Origin of the sequence: Accumulibacter sp., from assembly GCF_023806635.1 — a bacterium.
Taxonomy (GTDB): Bacteria; Pseudomonadota; Gammaproteobacteria; order Burkholderiales; family Rhodocyclaceae; genus Accumulibacter.
On sequence record NZ_JAMTDQ010000062.1, the window covers coordinates 1 to 16,984 of the forward strand.

The 16,984-nt window shown below is 65.3% G+C and carries 17 protein-coding genes and 1 pseudogene; 5 read left to right on the forward strand and 13 right to left on the reverse strand.

Going from position 1 to position 16,984, the window contains the following annotated elements; translation table 11 throughout:
* On the reverse strand, nt 1–551 hold a 551-nt coding region (locus tag NFW30_RS11500), incomplete at its 3' end, for a transposase family protein (protein WP_295372106.1).
* A gap of 244 nt (nt 552–795) precedes the next feature.
* Nucleotides 796–2,133, reverse strand: a complete 1,338-nt coding sequence (locus NFW30_RS11505) for a glycosyltransferase family 2 protein (RefSeq protein ID WP_295372109.1) — start codon at nt 2,131–2,133, stop codon at nt 796–798.
* Here NFW30_RS11505 and NFW30_RS11510 point away from each other — a divergent pair.
* Nucleotides 2,132–2,296 carry a hypothetical protein gene (locus NFW30_RS11510; protein ID WP_295372112.1) on the forward strand — a complete coding sequence of 55 codons (165 nt, stop codon included), beginning with the start codon at nt 2,132–2,134 and terminating at the stop codon, nt 2,294–2,296. The genes NFW30_RS11505 and NFW30_RS11510 overlap by 2 nt on opposite strands.
* 6 nt (nt 2,297–2,302) lie before the next feature.
* Here NFW30_RS11510 and NFW30_RS11515 read toward each other — a convergent pair whose 3' ends face one another.
* From NFW30_RS11515 to NFW30_RS11530, 4 genes are all read right to left on the reverse strand, one after another.
* On the reverse strand, nt 2,303–2,668 hold the full coding sequence (locus NFW30_RS11515; RefSeq protein ID WP_363322100.1) for a cytochrome b5 domain-containing protein: 366 nt from the start codon (nt 2,666–2,668) through the stop codon (nt 2,303–2,305).
* Nucleotides 2,668–3,903, reverse strand: coding sequence for a ferric reductase-like transmembrane domain-containing protein (locus tag NFW30_RS11520; RefSeq protein WP_363322101.1), 1,236 nt, complete (start codon nt 3,901–3,903; stop codon nt 2,668–2,670). Before NFW30_RS11520 ends, NFW30_RS11515 begins: the two co-directional genes overlap by 1 nt.
* 39 nt (nt 3,904–3,942) lie before the next feature.
* Nucleotides 3,943–4,245: a hypothetical protein gene (locus tag NFW30_RS11525; RefSeq protein ID WP_295372119.1), complete on the reverse strand. Its 303-nt coding sequence runs from the start codon at nt 4,243–4,245 to the stop codon at nt 3,943–3,945.
* 190 nt (nt 4,246–4,435) lie between these two features.
* Nucleotides 4,436–5,773 (reverse strand): hypothetical protein, encoded by a 1,338-nt coding sequence (locus NFW30_RS11530; protein ID WP_295372122.1) that lies wholly within the window; start codon nt 5,771–5,773, stop codon nt 4,436–4,438.
* Between the two features lie 102 nt (nt 5,774–5,875).
* On the opposite strand from NFW30_RS11530, the gene NFW30_RS11535 reads away from it, so the two are divergent.
* Nucleotides 5,876–6,244 carry a VOC family protein gene (locus tag NFW30_RS11535; protein WP_295372124.1) on the forward strand — a complete coding sequence of 123 codons (369 nt, stop codon included), beginning with the start codon at nt 5,876–5,878 and terminating at the stop codon, nt 6,242–6,244.
* A gap of 80 nt (nt 6,245–6,324) precedes the next feature.
* Here NFW30_RS11535 and arsB read toward each other — a convergent pair whose 3' ends face one another.
* Entirely contained in the window at nt 6,325–7,566 is a 1,242-nt protein-coding gene (gene arsB / locus NFW30_RS11540; protein WP_295372127.1) for an ACR3 family arsenite efflux transporter, read from the reverse strand.
* A 235-nt stretch (nt 7,567–7,801) separates the two neighbouring features.
* Nucleotides 7,802–8,137 (reverse strand): metalloregulator ArsR/SmtB family transcription factor, encoded by a 336-nt coding sequence (locus NFW30_RS11545; protein WP_295372130.1) that lies wholly within the window; start codon nt 8,135–8,137, stop codon nt 7,802–7,804.
* Between the two features lie 252 nt (nt 8,138–8,389).
* Between NFW30_RS11545 and NFW30_RS11550 the strand changes: the two genes are divergently transcribed.
* Nucleotides 8,390–9,400 carry an ArsJ-associated glyceraldehyde-3-phosphate dehydrogenase gene (locus NFW30_RS11550; RefSeq protein ID WP_295372133.1) on the forward strand — a complete coding sequence of 337 codons (1,011 nt, stop codon included), beginning with the start codon at nt 8,390–8,392 and terminating at the stop codon, nt 9,398–9,400.
* A 97-nt stretch (nt 9,401–9,497) separates the two neighbouring features.
* Complete coding sequence (gene arsJ, locus NFW30_RS11555) at nt 9,498–10,796, forward strand: organoarsenical effux MFS transporter ArsJ (protein WP_295372136.1); 1,299 nt, start codon at nt 9,498–9,500, stop codon at nt 10,794–10,796.
* Nucleotides 10,797–11,005: 209 nt separating this feature from the next.
* On the opposite strand, the gene NFW30_RS11560 is transcribed toward arsJ, so the two are convergent.
* The 5 genes and pseudogenes from NFW30_RS11560 to NFW30_RS11575 all read right to left on the reverse strand — a co-directional run bounded on the left by NFW30_RS11560 (nt 11,006) and on the right by NFW30_RS11575 (nt 14,264).
* A complete protein-coding gene (locus tag NFW30_RS11560) occupies nt 11,006–11,647 on the reverse strand; it encodes a histidine phosphatase family protein (protein ID WP_295372139.1) in 642 nt (213 codons plus the stop codon).
* Between the two features lie 120 nt (nt 11,648–11,767).
* Nucleotides 11,768–12,034: an IS4 family transposase gene (locus NFW30_RS20075; RefSeq protein WP_363322102.1), complete on the reverse strand. Its 267-nt coding sequence runs from the start codon at nt 12,032–12,034 to the stop codon at nt 11,768–11,770.
* Between the two features lie 98 nt (nt 12,035–12,132).
* A pseudogene (locus NFW30_RS20080) lies at nt 12,133–12,276 on the reverse strand (IS4 family transposase); the annotation flags it as partial.
* Between the two features lie 215 nt (nt 12,277–12,491).
* Nucleotides 12,492–13,627, reverse strand: a protein-coding gene (locus NFW30_RS11570; protein ID WP_295372144.1) for an IS3 family transposase whose coding sequence is annotated in 2 segments (ribosomal slippage) — nt 12,492–13,375 and nt 13,375–13,627 — 1,137 coding nt in all. Because the reading frame shifts where the segments join, the coding sequence is not laid out codon by codon here.
* A 145-nt stretch (nt 13,628–13,772) separates the two neighbouring features.
* Complete coding sequence (locus NFW30_RS11575) at nt 13,773–14,264, reverse strand: MarR family transcriptional regulator (protein ID WP_295372147.1); 492 nt, start codon at nt 14,262–14,264, stop codon at nt 13,773–13,775.
* Nucleotides 14,265–14,810: 546 nt separating this feature from the next.
* Between NFW30_RS11575 and NFW30_RS11580 the strand changes: the two genes are divergently transcribed.
* Nucleotides 14,811–16,667 (forward strand): phosphoenolpyruvate carboxykinase (GTP), encoded by a 1,857-nt coding sequence (locus NFW30_RS11580; RefSeq protein WP_295372149.1) that lies wholly within the window; start codon nt 14,811–14,813, stop codon nt 16,665–16,667.
* Nucleotides 16,668–16,984 lie beyond the last annotated feature (317 nt).

The following is a 16,984-nucleotide window of genomic DNA, read 5'->3' on the forward strand; positions in this document are numbered from 1 at the left end:
TGTGGGTCAGCTTTGGTGAGCAGAAACGGGTCAATTCTGGTGAGCGCCAAGGGGCCCCGCCGGCAAGCCGTCTCATCGATTCCGACCGCGCGCACCTCGGCATGCGACTCTCTGGCACGGGCCTTGCCGACATGGTGCTCAATGACCCGCCACAGTCGACGGGGCGGTACACGAACCAGGCGGCCAGCCGCAAGCACCGACATGGTCGGTGCCAGCATCAGCGTCAAGGCTTCGAACAGGAGCGTGAAGCGACTCCCCTCACGTGCCCACGGCACGGGAATCTGCGTCACCTTCCCGCAGCCCGAGCACGCCACTCGCGGCACTTCGGCGTGCAGGTACGCCTCGTACTGGAAGAAGTCGAGATGTCGCCAGGAGCGCGCCAGTCGATCATGGAAAGGTTGCGCCGCCGCTCCACAGGCCGGGCAGACGTGCCGGCTGCCGCCAAACGTCACTTGAAAGTCAATCCGGCCGGCCTCCCGGTTGAAGTCGACCTGCTTGACCTGCCACGGAGCAACCAGGCCCAGCGCCTGGGTGAAGAGCATCTCGATCATCACCTATCCCGACACAAGCGAAAGGCCGCCATTGTCCTCCAGGCCGATGGCGGCTGTCTGCCACCATCGGCCTTGCGGAAGCGTTGGCGAGGGTACGACGATGTCAAGGGTTCGGCTTCGCCCGGACTTCGTCCGCCCTTGACATCGTCGTACCCTCAATGCCCCTCCACCTACGCCGTTTCCACACGAAACGACATAGACCCCTCTTTCATGCAGGGATCTCCTGCGTCGCCGTCGCCGGGGCTCAGATGATTGTCATGTCTTCGACGCGAAAGGACAGCTCGCGCAAGTCGGACGATCGCTGATCGACGAGTCCGGGGACGAAGACCTGGTTCGGGATGATTTCGATTTCCGCTTGCGGGCCGGCGGCAGCGGAGAGTGGCAGGAAGAGCGAAAAACGGCCGTATCGGGTGATGACGCAGCAATCGGCGGCCCGTTGCCCGCTGCGGATCGAGAGTGACAGCGGCGAGGCGAGTGGCGCTGCGTGCACGCAGGCGAGTTGCAGGTACGAACGGCGGTCGCCGGGTAGCCAGCGACGCAGCCGGCTGCAGAGGCGGACGAGAACCGCGACAGCGCGACCCCCAAGGCTCGCCGCGGCGACAACGGGCTTTCGCGCCCCGCTGCTGCGTCGGCCGGGAATGACGGCGGCCTGCCGCAGTCTGATGCGCAGCGTCGCCGTTGCCCAGCCATCCGCCGTCACGGCGGCGAAGGCTGCCGGCAGGGCGAGGCGCAAGCGCGCATCCGTCGCGAGCCGATGTCGAAGCAGCTCGCGACCGTCCGCAGAAAAGCATCCGGCCAGTTCCGTGGCCAGCGACGCGACATCCTGCTGGAGGTCGGCGGGAGAATCTCCATGCGGATAGGAGTTGCACTGTTCCTCGACGTAGGTCAGCAGCCAGTGCGGATTCGCTGTGCCGAGGTGACGGGCGAGGACGCGCACGCACTCGGCTGCGATCGTCCGGCGCATGCGTCGCGTGATGCACCCTGAGTGCAGGCGGGACTGTGCCTGCACCCGGGGCAGGTGGGCGATGCGACGGGGGAAGGCGAGAAAGATGCGCAACCAGAGGTCGAAGTCGAAGGCGGTCGAGAGCGTCTCATCGAGCCCGCCGACCTCGTCGAGGACACGTCGCCGCAGAAAGACGGTGGGCTGGCAGATGAAGCAGCCGTTCTGGAAGTTCGCCACCGGCGTCGTTGCCGGCAGGGTTGGATAGCGATCGATGATGCGGTCGCACTCGTCGATGTGTTCGGCTTCGCCGAACACCATCATCAGCGACGGATCTGCCTGCAACGACGCAACGGCCGCTGCGATCGCACCGGGCTTGTAGAGGTCATCCGCATTCAGCCAACCGACGATGTCGCCGCGGGCCAGCGCCAGCGCCTTGTTGACTGCGTTCGCCGGCCCGGAGTCGGGCGCAGCATGCCAACGCAGGCGGTCGCCGAACTCGTGCGACAGACGTTCCAATGTCGAGTGCGTGTCGTCGGTCGAGCCGCCGTCGGCCACCACCAGTTCGAGCGCCGGGTAGTCCTGCTGCAGTACGCTGCGCGCGGCCGCCTCGATGAAGGCCGCCTGATTGAGGGACGGCATGACCACCGAAACGGCCGCCGGATTCATGCCGCGAGCCACGCTCTGGCTGCTGCCGGCGGCAGGTGTGCAGGGGAAATCGCCGCAGGGGCACCCGGGTGCCATCCACCGGCGGCGCTGGCGGACTCCCGCCGCCTCGCCACAGGCGCTGCTGCGGCTGTCGTGACGCTGCTCACGGCTGCTCTCCGGCGAGGCGACCGATGCGGTACCTGGTGAGGAGTTCATCCGCCTGCGGCGAATGCGGGCGTCCCCGACCCTTGGTTTCGTACGCTTCCGTCGCGTTCCTGCCACACCATGGCACCACCACGCTCGGTTGCGATGGATGCTCAGGCAGATAGGCGCCGACGTCATGGACGGCACCGCGGATGGCCATCCAGCAGTCGTCGGGACGTGCGTGCCTGGTGAGTTCCGCGAGCGTTATCAGCCGCTCGGTGGCAGGCGCGTGGCCCGGTGTCCCTGGCGCCCAGTGGCCAACGATCGCCCCGGCGGTGACGAGCAGCCAGAAGACGCCAGTGGCGTAGACGTAGAGTCGGCGCATCAGCGAAAATCGAAGTTTTCGAAGTGGATGTGGCGGGTGGTGATGCCGCGCTGGCACAGAGCCTTGCGGACGGCTGCGACCATAGCCGGCGGGCCGCAGACATGGCACTCGCAGTTGGCGAGGTCGTGGCTGGCGGGCAAAAGCGATGCCAGGTCCGGCGGTTCCTCGCCGGTGGCGTGCGCGTGCAGCGCCAGCAGTCGATCGGCGGCAGCGAGCGTCCGCAGTTCGGGCAGGTAAGCGGCGTCGGCCTCGCTGCGATAGAGGTAGATGAGGGTGGTCGGCTGGCTGAGCGGGCCGCCGCGCAACAGGGCGACGAAGGGCGTGACACCGATGCCGCCGGCCAGCCAGAGTTGCGGCGTTATCGCCCGGCCGGCGAGGAAACGGCCAAAGGCGCCATGCACGCGCGCCGGAACACCGGTTGCGATCGATTGCAGGTGTCGGGTGCAGTCGCCCAGGGCCTTGACGCCAATCCGGATCTCGCCGTCGACGGCGATGGAGCTGATGGTGAACGGGTGAAACTGGCCGCAGCCACGGAATCCCGCCCCGCTGTGGAAGGCGACGAGGACGAACTGCCCGGCGTCGGCGGCGATCGGTTGGGCGAGTGGTCGCAGGCTGATCTCGACGACGCCTTGGGCGATGGGCGTCGCCGAGCGGACGACGTAAGGTCGCGCAGCGAGCCCTGCATCGTCGCGGATGAAGCGCCAGCCAAGCAGTAGCGCTGCCAGCGCCAGCAGCGGCATGACCGGTTCGTCGATTCCGAGCTGCAGCAGGTGGCCGAGACCGAGGACGACGCCGATGCCGAGCGTTGTGTGCAGCCAGCGCCAGCTTCGGTACGGAATGCGGGTCGCGAAGGTGGCGGCCAGTCCGAACATCAGCAGCAGCAGCGACAGCCAACCGAGCCGCACTGCCCAGCCGTTCGCGAACGGCGACAGCGTCTGCCAGGCAAGGCCCGGGAACTCCGGCAACGAAGCGGCAGCGAGCGCCAGCGGATGCGCGAGCAGGACGATGTAGGCGATGACGCCGGCGCGGTGATGCCAGCGATACATGCGGGCAAGGCCGCCAAGCCAGTCCGCCAGCCAGGTTTCGCGCAGCATCAGCAGCAGGCTGCCGAAGAGCATGCCGCAGCCAGCCCAGCCGAGGATGATGCCGAGACTGCGCAGGGCCGGCAGATCCTCCGGCAGCGCCCAACATACCGGGCCTGCCGTCGACGCCAGCAGGAGCAGCGGGATGGTCAACCGACGCCGGGTGGGCCGCAGCATGTCTGGCGGCGGCGATCAGTCGGCACGCGCAGCGGGCTCGGCGGCCTGCTGCAGGTGCTCACAGACGTCGCGCCGGCCGCGCGGCAGCTCGAGTCCCCGCTGCCGGGCCCGTTCCTCCATCAGCCGGTGATGCTCGATCTGGTAACTGCGGCACTCGTCGTAGCTTCTGAAGCCGCGAATCCTCGCCTGATGCTCGATGCGCTCTTCCGGCGTCATCAGTTGCCAGCCACGGGTATTCGTCTCGCTCGCCCGCCAGGGTCCACCATTTGCTGCCGGGGCGGCGAGGGCCAGCAGCATGAGGGAAAGGAGTCTGTTCATGGTTCGGTGGCAGGCATCTGCCGTCATTGTCGGTCGACCGGGCCGGCCGGAGCAATAGTCCACCGCATCGAACCCGGGTGGCCATGCTGCGGAAGCACGCAGGGCGGGCGCGCCGGCTGACAGCAGCGCTGCGCGCTGGCCGCTGGTCGCTTCCGGCAGGCGCACTCCGGGGTGTCATCCCCGGCCCGCTTCAGCCACCTGCATCGTTCGTCGGCGGCCACAGTCGATGGACGAGCCAGGAAACGCCGATCGCGCCGGTGACCAGTGCCAGCGCGACGCGAAGGTCGTTGAGCGCCGCCGGTGCCGCGGCCAGCAGTCCGCCCAGGCCCAGCATCATCATCCCGGACAGCAGCTTCAGCAGGCGGCCTTCGGCGGCCGAGAGCTTGCGCGAGCCGAGGGTGCGGGTGAAGACCAGGGTGATGAGCAGCAGCGGGCTGACGTAGACCAGGTTGTAGAAGCCGAGGTAAGCGTAGTGCTGCCATGGTGACAGGTCCGACAGCGTCAGCAGGCGCGCATAGACCATCGGAAAGCCGGCGGTGCACAGGAGTTCGTACGAGTTGGCGACGATGGCCAGGGCAATCGTTCCGAGTGTCAGTGCGGTCAGGCTTTCGGCTTGCAGCAGCCCGCGCACCCGCCCGTACAGTCCGGGCTTGGCGGTTTCGGGGATGCTCAGCGACGGTCCTCTCCTGAACCAGAAGTAGTCCTTGATGTTGAACAGCGCCATGACGATGGCGAGCACTCCGGCGGCCGTCGTCACCAGGGCGACTTCGCCCAGCCAGCGGAAGATGTTGAGCCAGGCCGCCATGAACAGGAAGTAGATGAGGCCGGAGAAGAAGAGGAAGACGCTGCCGATGAACAGCATGCGGGCACGACTGCCGGCGTGGATGAGCAGCGAGAGCAGGAACAGGAGGACGAAGAAGGCACAGGGATTGAAGGCATCGAGGCCGGCGATGAGGATGGTGAACACGGGCAGCGAGATCTGGTCCTGGGCGATTGTGCCGAGCAGCGGGAGACTGATCCCGGCTGCCCGGGCGTCGGCCGGGACGACCGCCGCAGGCGGCTCGCCGCCGGTCTCGCGGCACGACCGCAGGGCCTCCTCGAGCGCTCGACCGGTCGTCTCGGGCCGATCGAAACCGACTTCCATCCGGCCGCAGAAGATGAACGCTGGAACGCTGCTCGCTTCCTTCCCCAGCGACTCGGCCAGAGCGACGTAGGCCGCGGCCGCGTCGCGATCGGTCGACAGATTGCGGCTGTGCAGCAGCAACCACGGATGGCGCGTCGGCAGCGCCTCGACGAACGGGCGTGCGACCTGGCAGTGCGGGCAGGTGCTGGTCCAGAAGAAGTACAGGTGAACGCGCGGCTCGCCGGCAGGGTCCGTGTCGACCCAATCAGGCGACGTGGCGGCAGTGCCCAGCGAGGAGAAGGCGGCAAACGCCAACAGGCCGACGACCAGGGCGCTCGTGGTCAGTCCGGTCAGCCGGCAGACGAAAGTGGAGCAGGCACGGGTTGCGACGCAAGGGGTCTTCATGTGGCGGGTTCAGGCGACTTCCTTGATGCGGTCGGCGCGATCGAGGGATACGGCTCTTCTTAGTATAGACTGGCGCCTCCTGAACCCTGAAGGAGAAGCGGCATGATTGGCTACGTGACACTGGGCACCAACGATCTGGCAAAGGCAGCGGCCTACTATGACGAGTTGCTGAAGGAGGTCGGCGCCCGGCGCCTCTGGGAGTTTCCGCGCGGCATTGCCTGGGGCGTGGCCGAGGACAAACCCAGTCTGTGCATCATGACGCCCTTCGATGGGCGCCCGGCGAGTGTCGGCAATGGCGTCATGGTGGCGCTGGCCGCCACGTCACGCGAGCAGGTCGGGCGCGTCCATGCGCGGGCGCTCGCTCTTGGCGGGACGGATGAAGGTGCCGTCGGTCCGCGCGGCGACGGCTTCTACGCCGGCTATTTCCGCGATCTGGAGGGCAACAAGCTCGCCGTCTTCTGCCTCGGCTAGAACCCGCCTGCAGCGGGCGGCCCGGTTTGCCGGGCCTGCGCGGCAGGCAGACAGCATCGATGGCGGCGAGCGGCGATGCGTCATTGCACGCCGGCCGCGGCAGCGACGCCGGCCGGTGGCGACGGAAACCAGTGCGCCGTGCGCCGGCAGATCTCGACCAGGGCCAGCATCACAGGCACCTCGATCAGGACCCCGACGACGGTCGCCAGCGCCGCGCCCGAGGAGAGGCCGAAGAGCATCACGGCGGTGGCGATCGCGACTTCGAAGTGGTTGGATGCGCCGATCATCGCTGCCGGAGCGGCGTCCCGGTAGGGCAGACGCAGCCAGAGCGCCAGGGCGTAGCCGAGAGCGAAGATCAGCACCGTCTGCAGGAACAGCGGGACGGCTATCCAGACGATGGTCAGTGGGTTGGCAAGGATGACCTCGCCCTTGAACGAGAACAGCAGCACCAGCGTGATCAGCAGGGCGACAATGGTGATCGGCGTGAGGACTTGCAGAAAGCGTTCCTTGAACCAGACTTCGCCCTTGCGGCCGATGATCCAGCGGCGCGACAGGTAGCCAGCGACCAGTGGCAGCGCAACGTAGATGCCGATCGACAGCAGCAGCGCCTGCCAAGGCACCGGCAGGCGACCGACGCCGAGCAGAAAACCGCCGAGAACGCCGTAGAGCAGCAGCATGGTCAGCGAATTGATCGCCACCATGACCAGCGTCAGCCCGTCGTTGCCGCGTGCCAGATAACCCCAGACGAGGACCATCGCCGTGCAGGGAGCGATGCCGAGCAGGATGCAGCCGGCGAGATAGCTGCGCCATAGGGGCACCTCGAGCATTCGGATGCCTTCGTGCAGGACGACGACGCCGGCTCCGTGCGCAGCACCGACAGGCAGGTCGAGCGCGAAGGGCATCTTCACCAGATCGACGGCATCCTCGCCGATCAGCGTCCGTAGCAGCACGCCGAGGAACAGGAAGGCGATGGCATACATGGTGAAGGGCTTCACCGCCCAGTTCACGAAGAGCGTCAGCAGCACCGGCCGGCCGCTGCGGCCGGCCCGGATCACCGAGGCGAAATCGATCTTGACCATGATCGGGTACATCATGAAGAACAGGCAGACGGCGATCGGGATGGAAACCACCGGCGCGCCGGCGACGTCGAGCGACATGCGATCGAGTTCCTGGGCGACGCCCGGGGCGAGCTTGCCGAGGGCGATGCCACCGGCGATGCAGAGCAGCACCCAGAGGCTCAGGTAGCGCTCGAAGACGCTGTTCATCCTGCGCGGCTCGGCGTCCTGGCCGCCGTTGCCGCAGGCTGGGGAGGCAATGCTCATGTCGGTCCTGGCACCTGCTGGCCATCAAGTCATCGATGGACGAACACTAGCAGAATTTTAAGTTTCTGGAAACATAGAATCTGCCTTCGCGAGAAAGGCAGGCCGGCTCAATGGCGCTCCGCCCCAGCCCGCTGCCGGCGGTCGAAATCGCGCATCCCTCACACGTCATGTGGTGGGCAGGAGCAACGGCCCGCACTCGCGGGGCTGGCACGACTTCTCCCAGCCCTGACAGACGTCAAGCGGGCGGATCCACCGCCGGCCGCAGCTGTGGTCGGCAGATTTCGGGGCGACCGTTGCAGCAGTTCTCCGTCAGGAAGCCGACCAGCCCGTCGATTCTCTCCATGCAGGCATGAGCACGGACGAAGCGGCCTTCCTGGACGGTGTGCACGAGGCCGGCGTGGACCAGCGTCTTCAGGTGAAAGGAGAGCGTTGGCGCTGGCAGTTCGAGCTGCTCGGCGATCAGGCCGACGGTCAGGCCGGTCGGCGCATGGTGTACCAGCAGGCGGAAGATGGCGAGGCGACTTTCCTGGGCCAGAGCAGCCAGCGTGGTGACGGCATCGGTATTGTTCATCGTTCCAACGATACCGAAATACTCGCCACTCCGCAAAGGCAATGCGGCGCGACGGCGGGCTGCGCCGAGCGGCTCCGCGGCGCCGAGACCAACCGCGCAGTCGGCTTCGGAGCGATTGCAGATCAGGCTTTACATGTTTCCAGAATTCTAGCAATATAGAAACGTTACTGGAGCGAACGCCGCGTGCGGCGGTCGGTTCGGCAGCTCCCTGGGGTCCAGCGGAGCATCATCCACCCATCGGAGGAACGAGCAATGACGGTCAAGGTCGGCATCAATGGTTTCGGTCGCATCGGCAGGCTGGCGCTGCGCGCCGCGTGGAACAATCCGCAGCTCGAGTTCGTGCACATCAACGAAGCGAACGGGCCCGTGGAAGCCGCCGCGCACCTGCTCGAGTTCGACTCGGTGCATCGCCGCTGGCAGCACGAGGTCGGTGTCAGCAACGGTCGCATGGTGATCGACGGCCGGTCGATCGGCTACAGTACGGCAAAGGATGTCGCCAGCGACCCGTGGCGCGAGGCCGGCGTCGATATCGTCCTCGAGGCGAGCGGCAAGTGGCGCACGGTCGAGCAGCTTTCGCCCTACCTTGCGGCCGGTGTGAAGAAGGTGATCGTCGCTGCGCCGGTCAAGGATGGCGATGTTCTCAACATCGTCATGGGAATCAACGATCGGCTCTACGATCCGTCGAAGGATCACATCGTCACGGCCGCTTCCTGCACGACGAACTGCCTCGCGCCGGTGGTCAAGGTCGTGCATGAGGCGATCGGCATCTCGCACGGAATGATCACCACCATCCACAGTTCGACCAACACGCAGAGCGTACACGACCAGATGCACAAGGACCTGCGTCGGGCGCGCGCTTCCAGCCTGTCGCTGGTGCCGACGACGACCGGTTCGGCGACGGCGATCGCGCTGATCTTCCCGGAACTCAAGGGCAAGCTCGACGGCCATGCGGTCCGCGTGCCGCTGCTCAACGCCTCGCTCACCGACTGCGTCTTCGAGATGCAGCGACCGACGACCGTCGACGAGGTCAATGGCTTGCTGAAGGCGGCGGCGCAGGGCACGCTGAAAGGGATCCTCGGTTACGAGGAGCGGCCGCTGGTCTCGATGGACTACGCCACCGACCCGCGATCGTCGATCATCGATGCGGCGCACACCCTGGTCATCAACGGCACGCTGGTCAAGATCTACGCCTGGTACGACAACGAGTGGGGCTATGCCAACCGCTATGTCGAACTGGCGGCGAAGGTGGCTGCGTCGCTGTAGACGCACCCCGGCGATCGGAGTAGCCGCCCCGGTGGCGGCAACGAAGCCCGCGCGCGGGCGAACGCGCCGCTACGGCGCGCCAGAGGAGATGGACGATATGAGCGACCCAGCGATGGGCAAGAGCGACAGGGAGCGCGCCGGGGTGCGCAACTACGTCCTGGTCACCGGCGCCTACTGGGCGGACACGGTGACCGACGGTGCCGTGCGCATGCTGGTGCTGTTCTACTTCTACGGCCTCGGCTACACGCCGTTCGCCGTTGCTTCGCTGTTCATCTTCTACGAGGTCTTCGGCATCCTGACCAACCTCTTCGGTGGTTACATCGGTGCGCGCTTCGGCCTCAAGACGACACTGTTCGTCGGCCTCGGCACGCAGCTCGCGGCGCTGTCGATGCTCGCCTTCGCGCCACAGGCGTGGCTCGTCGTTGCCTGGGTGATGGTGTCGCAGGCGTTGAGCGGCATCGCCAAGGACATGACCAAGATGAGTTCGAAGAGCGCCGTCAAGCTGATCGTCCCGGAGGACGCTTCGGCGACCCTGTACCGCTGGGTGTCGATCCTCACCGGCTCGAAGAACGCGCTCAAGGGCGTGGGTTTCTTCCTCGGCGGCCTGCTGCTGACGCTGCTAGGTTTTCAGACGGCGCTGCAGCTTCTCGCCGCTCTCGTCGCCACGACCCTGATCGCTGCCGCGCTGCTGATGCGCGGCGGCCTCGGCGAGGCGAACAGGAAGGCCAGGTTCGGCCAGATGTTCTCGCGCAACGGTGCCGTCAACAAGCTGGCAGCGGCGCGCATCTTCCTGTTCGGCGCGCGCGACGTCTGGTTCGTCGTAGGCCTGCCGGTCTTCCTGTCCAGCGTGCTCGGCTGGACCTTCTGGCAGTCCGGAGGCTTCCTGGCGGTGTGGGTGATTGGCTACGGCATCGTCCAGGCCAGCACGCCGGGCCTGCTGCGCAGCCGTGTCGAGGAGCAGCACGAACCAGATGGGCGGACGGCGACGATCCTCGCTTTCGTTCTCGCCGTGCTGCCGGCAGCGATTGCGCTGGCGCTGGCCGCCGGCATTGCGCCGGCACTGGTCGTCGTCGCCGGCCTGATCGTCTTTGGCGCTGTCTTTGCGCTCAACTCGGCGGTGCATTCCTACTTGATCCTCGCCTACACCGACAGCGACAAGGTGGCGATGAACGTCGGTTTCTACTACATGGCGAATGCCGCCGGTCGCCTCGCCGGCACGGTGATGTCCGGTGCCCTGTACCAGTGGGGGCTGCAGAGCGGGCCAAGTGGCGGCCTCATCGCCTGCCTCTGGGCGTCGTCGGCATTCGTCCTCGTCGCCGGCTTGCTGTCGCTGCTCTTGCCGCGCAGCGCCGGGCCGCGGACGAAGCCCATCAAGCTCGGCGATCTCGGCGACTGATCCGCAGAGGCGCCCGAGAATGCGACCGACCGATCGCGGACGGGCGCCTCATCGTGGCGAATGACTGCGAGTCGGTGGGTGCCGCCGATCGCCGGGAGAATCGCGGTTCGCGTCCTGCTCACGGGGCTGGGTGGAATCCTGCCGGGCCATCGGCATGAGCGAACCGCAGTCGGTTTCGACGCGAGGGCGGATCACACCGATGAGCTTCGTCAACGAGCATGTTTGACTTCCCGTCCTCCGGCGTAATGTGAGGTGTCGTTGAACAGGCACAACCGGGCGCGTACCTCACTGGTGAATTCGAGAATGCTCAGCGCTGCGGGGCTCTGTTCGAGGCGGTCGCGGTAGGCTCGTGGGTCGAGGCCGAGCAGGCTGCTGATCAAGAGCCGGTTGGTTCCCTTGTGGGAGACCAGCAGGACCGTACGGTGCCGATGCCGCTCGACGATGGCGCGTAGCGTGGGCAAGGCACGATTGAGTACATTGACGCCGGACTCTCCGCCGAGGGGAGCGATGGTGAACGGATCATCCTGCCAGGCGCCGTACTCGGCCTGGAAGGTGCACAGCACGTCCGATCGACGCAGGCCCTCCCAATGACCGTAGTCGATCTCGCGCAGGCCGGGCTCGGCTATCGGCTTCAGACCGTGGGCCAGTACGACGGTGCGGGCCGTGTCCATGGTACGCTGCAGCGGACTCGCGTATGCCGCATCCAGCTTCTCCCGCTTCAGCCGCTCGGCGAGGCAAGCCACCTGCCTGCGGCCTTCGTCGGAGAGAGGCACATCCGAGGAGCCGGCAAACCGGTCTTCGGCGGTGAGTTCGGTGGCGCCGTGGCGAACCAGGTAGATTGTGGTCGGCATTGGAGTTGTCCCGTTGGAGTTCGCCTTCCCCGTTGCAGGATCCTGGAGGGTCTTGTGGCCGGCGATCTTCCACGCAACGGCTTCAGGCAGGCCACTTCATTGACTGGCTAGGCCTGCCCTTTACCCGCAAGTCTGCAGATCATCCGAAGTCCAGTGTCGGAGCGAGAGCCCTTCGCGCAGGGATTGCAGTACCGAATAGCCGTGCCACATGATTTGATGCCCTGGATACGGGTCTTTGGCGCGGCCGATGTATCCGCCGAGTTGGGCTACCAGACGGACGGCGTCGCCGAGCCGAGTGGGCTTGGGGATTCGTTTTTTTTGGCGTAGGCCTGCAGCACTTCGATCTCGGCGTCGGAGAACAAGACCTCGGCGGGAAGATCGGGGCACTGTCTGCCCAGGAGCGTCATGAGCATGATGCGCCAAGCGATGACCAGATTGATGGCGATGGCCCGTTTGAGTCGCTCAGCGGTCTTGTGTTGCAGCGCCTCGATGCGGCAGCCGCTCTTCAATACGCGATGCCAGTCTTCGATGCGCCAGCGCAGGCAGTACCACCGCAGGCATTCCTGAGCTTGTTCTGGTGTGGTGATCTCACAGGTGGAGAGGTGGCCCCGCTTGTTTGGACAGCAAATACTCTTCGATAAGTGGAGCCCTGCCTGTTCCGGTCGGTTGACCGGTGATGCGGTTGGTTTTGACCTTCTGGGGTTTTATCTGAACCGAATAGAGCTCGGTGGAGCTTGTGGGCGAAGGGACGTGCGGTGGGAAAGTCGCCAGACTTTTCCACGGCAAGCGGCCCGGTGCGCGCTAGCGCATCGTCCACCAATCCACGGAGCCCCTTCCCCATGCCTTACGCCGCGGCTCGGATGGCCGACGCGAGGGCGGCGAAGTAGGCGGTGTCCGGCGTTTTGCCGTCCAGGGCTTGGTGCGGTCGGCGCTCGTTGTAGAAGCGGACGTACGTGGCCAGGTTGGCTCTTGCATCGGCGACGCTGTCATAGGCCTTGAGATACACCTCCTCGTACTTGACTGTCTTCCACAGGCGCTCGACAAAGACGTTGTCCCGCCAGGAGCCCTTGCCGTCCATGCTGATCCGGATGGCGTGCGCCTTGAGCAGACCCGTGAATTCACCGCTGGTGAACTGGCAACCCTGATCGGTGTTGAAGATCTCCGGGCAACCGTGCCGGTGGATCGCTTCCCGCACCGCGTCCAGACAGAAGTCGGTCGTCAGGGTGTTGGAGAGCCGCCAGGCAAGGACCCGCCGCGAGTACCAGTCGATCACGGCGAACAGGTAGAGGAAACCGCGGCGCATCGGAATATAGGTGATGTCCGCCGCCCACACCTGATTGGGCCGCTCGACCGCGAGATCGCGCAGCAGATACGGATGGATTTCATCCCCCCGCTGCCGGCGAGAGGTGTTGGGCTTCCGATAGAGGGCTTCGATCCCCATACGCGACATCAGGGTGCCGATGTGCCTGCGGCCGGCCTGGAATCCCTCGGGGCGCAGCAGATCGCGCAACATGCATGCACCGGCGAACAGGTGCTCGAGATGCAACTCGTCGATCCGACGCATCAAAGCCAGATCCTCCGGCGAGGCTTCGCGCGGTGTGTAGTACGCGCTCGAACGCGCCAGCCCGAGGAGCGCGCATTGATGCGTGACGGGGAGCTTGTGCTTGCGGTCAATCATCGTCTTGCGCTCAGCAAGCCCGCCTTGGTGAGCGCATGTTCTAAAAAATCGTTCTCCAGCGTCAGCTGTCCAATCTTGGCGTGCAGCTTCGTCAAGTCCGGATCACCGCTCGCGGGATTGCTCGCGTCACCGAAAACCTGAACCGCACGCTCCGTCAGTTGCCGCTTCCAGTCCGTGATCTGGTTCGGGTGGATGTCGTACTGCTGCGCCAGCTCCGCCAGCGTCTTCTCGCTCTTCAGCGCCGCCAGCGCCACCTGCGCCTTGAATGCCGGCGTGTGGTTCCGCCTCGTCCTTCTCGTCATGCTCTCGCTCCTGTTGAGACTGCTTCCGCAGCCATTCGATGGCGCAAGGCTACCACTTATCCTGCTGTTCGAAATTCCGGGGCCCCCTCTCGATCATCTGGTTCAACGTCTGAGCCGGTCCGTGCGCGATGCCGACCGCCACGATTCAGGCGTCGGCGTCTTCGCTTCCGTGCCCCTGCTGGGCTTCCGAACGATCGAGCTCAAGGGCAACTGCCAGGTTCGACTTGATGTCCTGCAGGAGCCCGCACAGCTGTCCCTGTTGTTCTTCCGACAGCCCCTGCAGCATTTCCGTGCGACTGCGGATGATCACTGTCTCGACCTGAGCCAGCAATTGCCGCGCCCGCTCGGTCAGGTGGACACCCCATACGCGGCGGTCGCCAGCGATCGGACGCCGCTCGATCCAGCCGCTCTTCTCGACCTGATCGATCAGGCGGCCGACTGTGGATTTCTCGATCTCGAGCCGGACCGATATCTGCGACTGGGAAAGCCCCTCCTGTGTGCACAGGATCGCCAATATCGACCACTGCGCACGCGTCAGGCCCAGTGGTTGCAGTCGGCGGTCGATCAGTTTGCGCAGCAGCCGTGCGGACTCCGTAAGAAGAAACCCGGCCCCCCGCTGGGTGTCATCGATGATCATGAATACGGCCTCGAAGATTGTGAATCACACGCTCGTGCGACCGATCTGCGGCTTAGCCCGCGCGCTCCCGCCGACGGCCATCTCGGCACAGCCGGGCTGCCAGGGCGGCAGGCAGCGCCTTGCGCGAGAAGCCGGCTTCGCCCTCGCCGATCCATGAGACAGGCTGCGCGGTTCGCTCCATCGCACCCTGTCGGCACCTGCTCGCGACGATTTCATGACGGCCTCCAGCTGGCACGGGCACAGACCCGCCCTGAAGCGCCGTGGATTATCGCAGTTTCTCCGACACCCTGCGTACGTTTCGTCCCGCAGGGCTCAGCGTCGAGCCCCGTCCCGGCGGAGCAATCAAGCAGCCGGACCGCCGCTGACAACGTGCGTACTGGTATGCGTGCTTATCATCGCTTGACTGATTTTTGGTTTGCATAGTATCATTACTTTGACAACAGGGTTTTCATTCCGTCGCCCGCTACCGTATCTGATCCAACTCAGAGGCGTGGTCGCGACGGATCTTGCAGGCTGACTGCGACGATCGTCGAACAGAGGAGAATCATGGGCAACGAAACGAAATCCACCAACCTTGCGACCAACAACGCAAAACTGATCGCCTGGGTCGAGGAAGTCAGCGCGCTGTGCAAGCCGGAGCGGGTCGTCTGGTGTGATGGCTCGAAGGCCGAGTACGACCGCTTGTGCAACCTCATGGTCGAGGGCGGAACCTTCATACGCCTCAACCCCGAAAAGCGGCCGAATTCCTATCTCGCCCGCTCGCACCCTTCCGACGTTGGAAGAGTAGAGGATCGCACCTTCATTTGCTCCATCAACAAGGAGGACGCAGGCCCGACCAACAACTGGGCCCCACCGGCGGAAATGCGAGACACACTGAACGGCCTGTTCGACGGCTGCATGCGCGGACGGACGATGTACGTGGTTCCGTTCAGCATGGGTCCGCTGGGCTCGCCGATCGCCAAGATCGGCATCGAGATCACAGACAGCCCCTACGTCGTCGTGAACATGGGAATCATGACCCGGATGGGGCACGCCGTCCTCGACGTGCTGGGCAGCGATGGCTTTTTCATTCCCTGCGTTCACTCGGTCGGTGCACCACTGGCGCCAGGCGAGAAGGATGTGCCCTGGCCGTGCGAGGCGGACATCAGCCGCAAGTACATCGTGCATTTTCCCGAAACCTACGAAATCTGGTCCTATGGATCGGGTTATGGCGGCAACGCACTCCTTGGCAAGAAGTGCCTGGCATTGCGCATTGCCTCCGTGATGGCCCGCGACGAGGGGTGGCTTGCCGAACACATGCTGATCATGGGTCTCGAATCACCGCAGGGTGAAAAGACCTACCTCGCCGCTGCCTTCCCGAGCGCCTGCGGCAAGACCAACCTGGCGATGCTTGTTCCACCCAAAGGCTTCGACGGCTGGAAGGTCACCACGGTGGGCGATGACATCGCCTGGATCAAGAAGGCTGCGGACGGAAGGCTGCGTGCGATCAACCCCGAAGCCGGTTTCTTCGGCGTTGCTCCCGGCACCAACATGAGTTCCAATCCCAACGCCATGCTGACGATACAGAGGAACTGCATCGTCACCAACGCCGCGCTGACCGACGACGGCGACGTCTGGTGGGAAGGCATGGACGGTGCGCCGCCGCCCCATGCGATCGACTGGAAAGGGGAGGACTGGACTCCGGGCTGCGGGCGCGTCGCGGCGCATGCCAATGCACGCTTCACGGCGCCCGCCAGCCAGTGCCCGAGCATCGACACCGAGTGGGAGAATCCGGAGGGCGTACCGATCAGTGCGTTCATCTTTGGCGGCAGGATGAGCAAGGACATGCCGTTGGTGTTCCAGGCATTCAACTGGAGCCACGGCGTTTACCTCGCCGCGACCATGGGTTCCGAGGCGACAGCGGCGGCGATCGGCCAGGCGGCGATGCGTCGAGACCCGATGGCGATGCTGCCGTTCTGCGGCTACAACATGGCGGACTACTTCAGTCATTGGCTGAACGTCGGTCGCCAGGTGCCCAACCCACCGCGCATCTTCCGCGTGAACTGGTTCCGCAGGGGCGAGGACAACAAGTTCCTCTGGCCCGGCTTCGGTGAAAACATGCGCGTCTTGAAGTGGATCGTCGATCGGGTGCATGGCCGGGGTTTCGGTATCGAAAGCCCGATGGGCTGGATGCCGCGGCACGAGGACATCGAGTGGGAAGGACTCAACTACCCGAGCGACACCTTCTACAACCTGATGTCGGTCGGCCGCAAGGCGGGGACTGCCGAGGCACATGCCCACGAAGAGCAGTTCGACATGTTCTTCGACCGCCTGCCCAAGGAGTTCATCTTCGAACGGGAACTGCTCCGCTCGCGGCTCTGGCGTTCACCCGAGAAGTGGGAACTGGCACACGAAGCTCACTGAACCGCTTTCCTTGAGCACACAGCCGCGCCGTCGGGCAGTTGCTGCCCACTGCGCGGCGGGGTCCAGCGTTCAACCGCCGGCCGCTTGTCCGGCAGGATTGGCCGGCACTCGGCTGCGACACGCCCAGGACATGCGCGATCGGCACATGAAGTTCCTGGCGGCGCTGCCGGACGACACGGGCGGCGCGCGTTATGTGGATTGGACGTCGCCGGGCCAAGCGGGCAATGCCGCCCGCAAGACACCGGTCGGTGACGCCCGCCAGCCTAGCCCTGCCCTTTACCCGCAAAATTAGGTCTGGACTTTTTTGGTCGAACCAG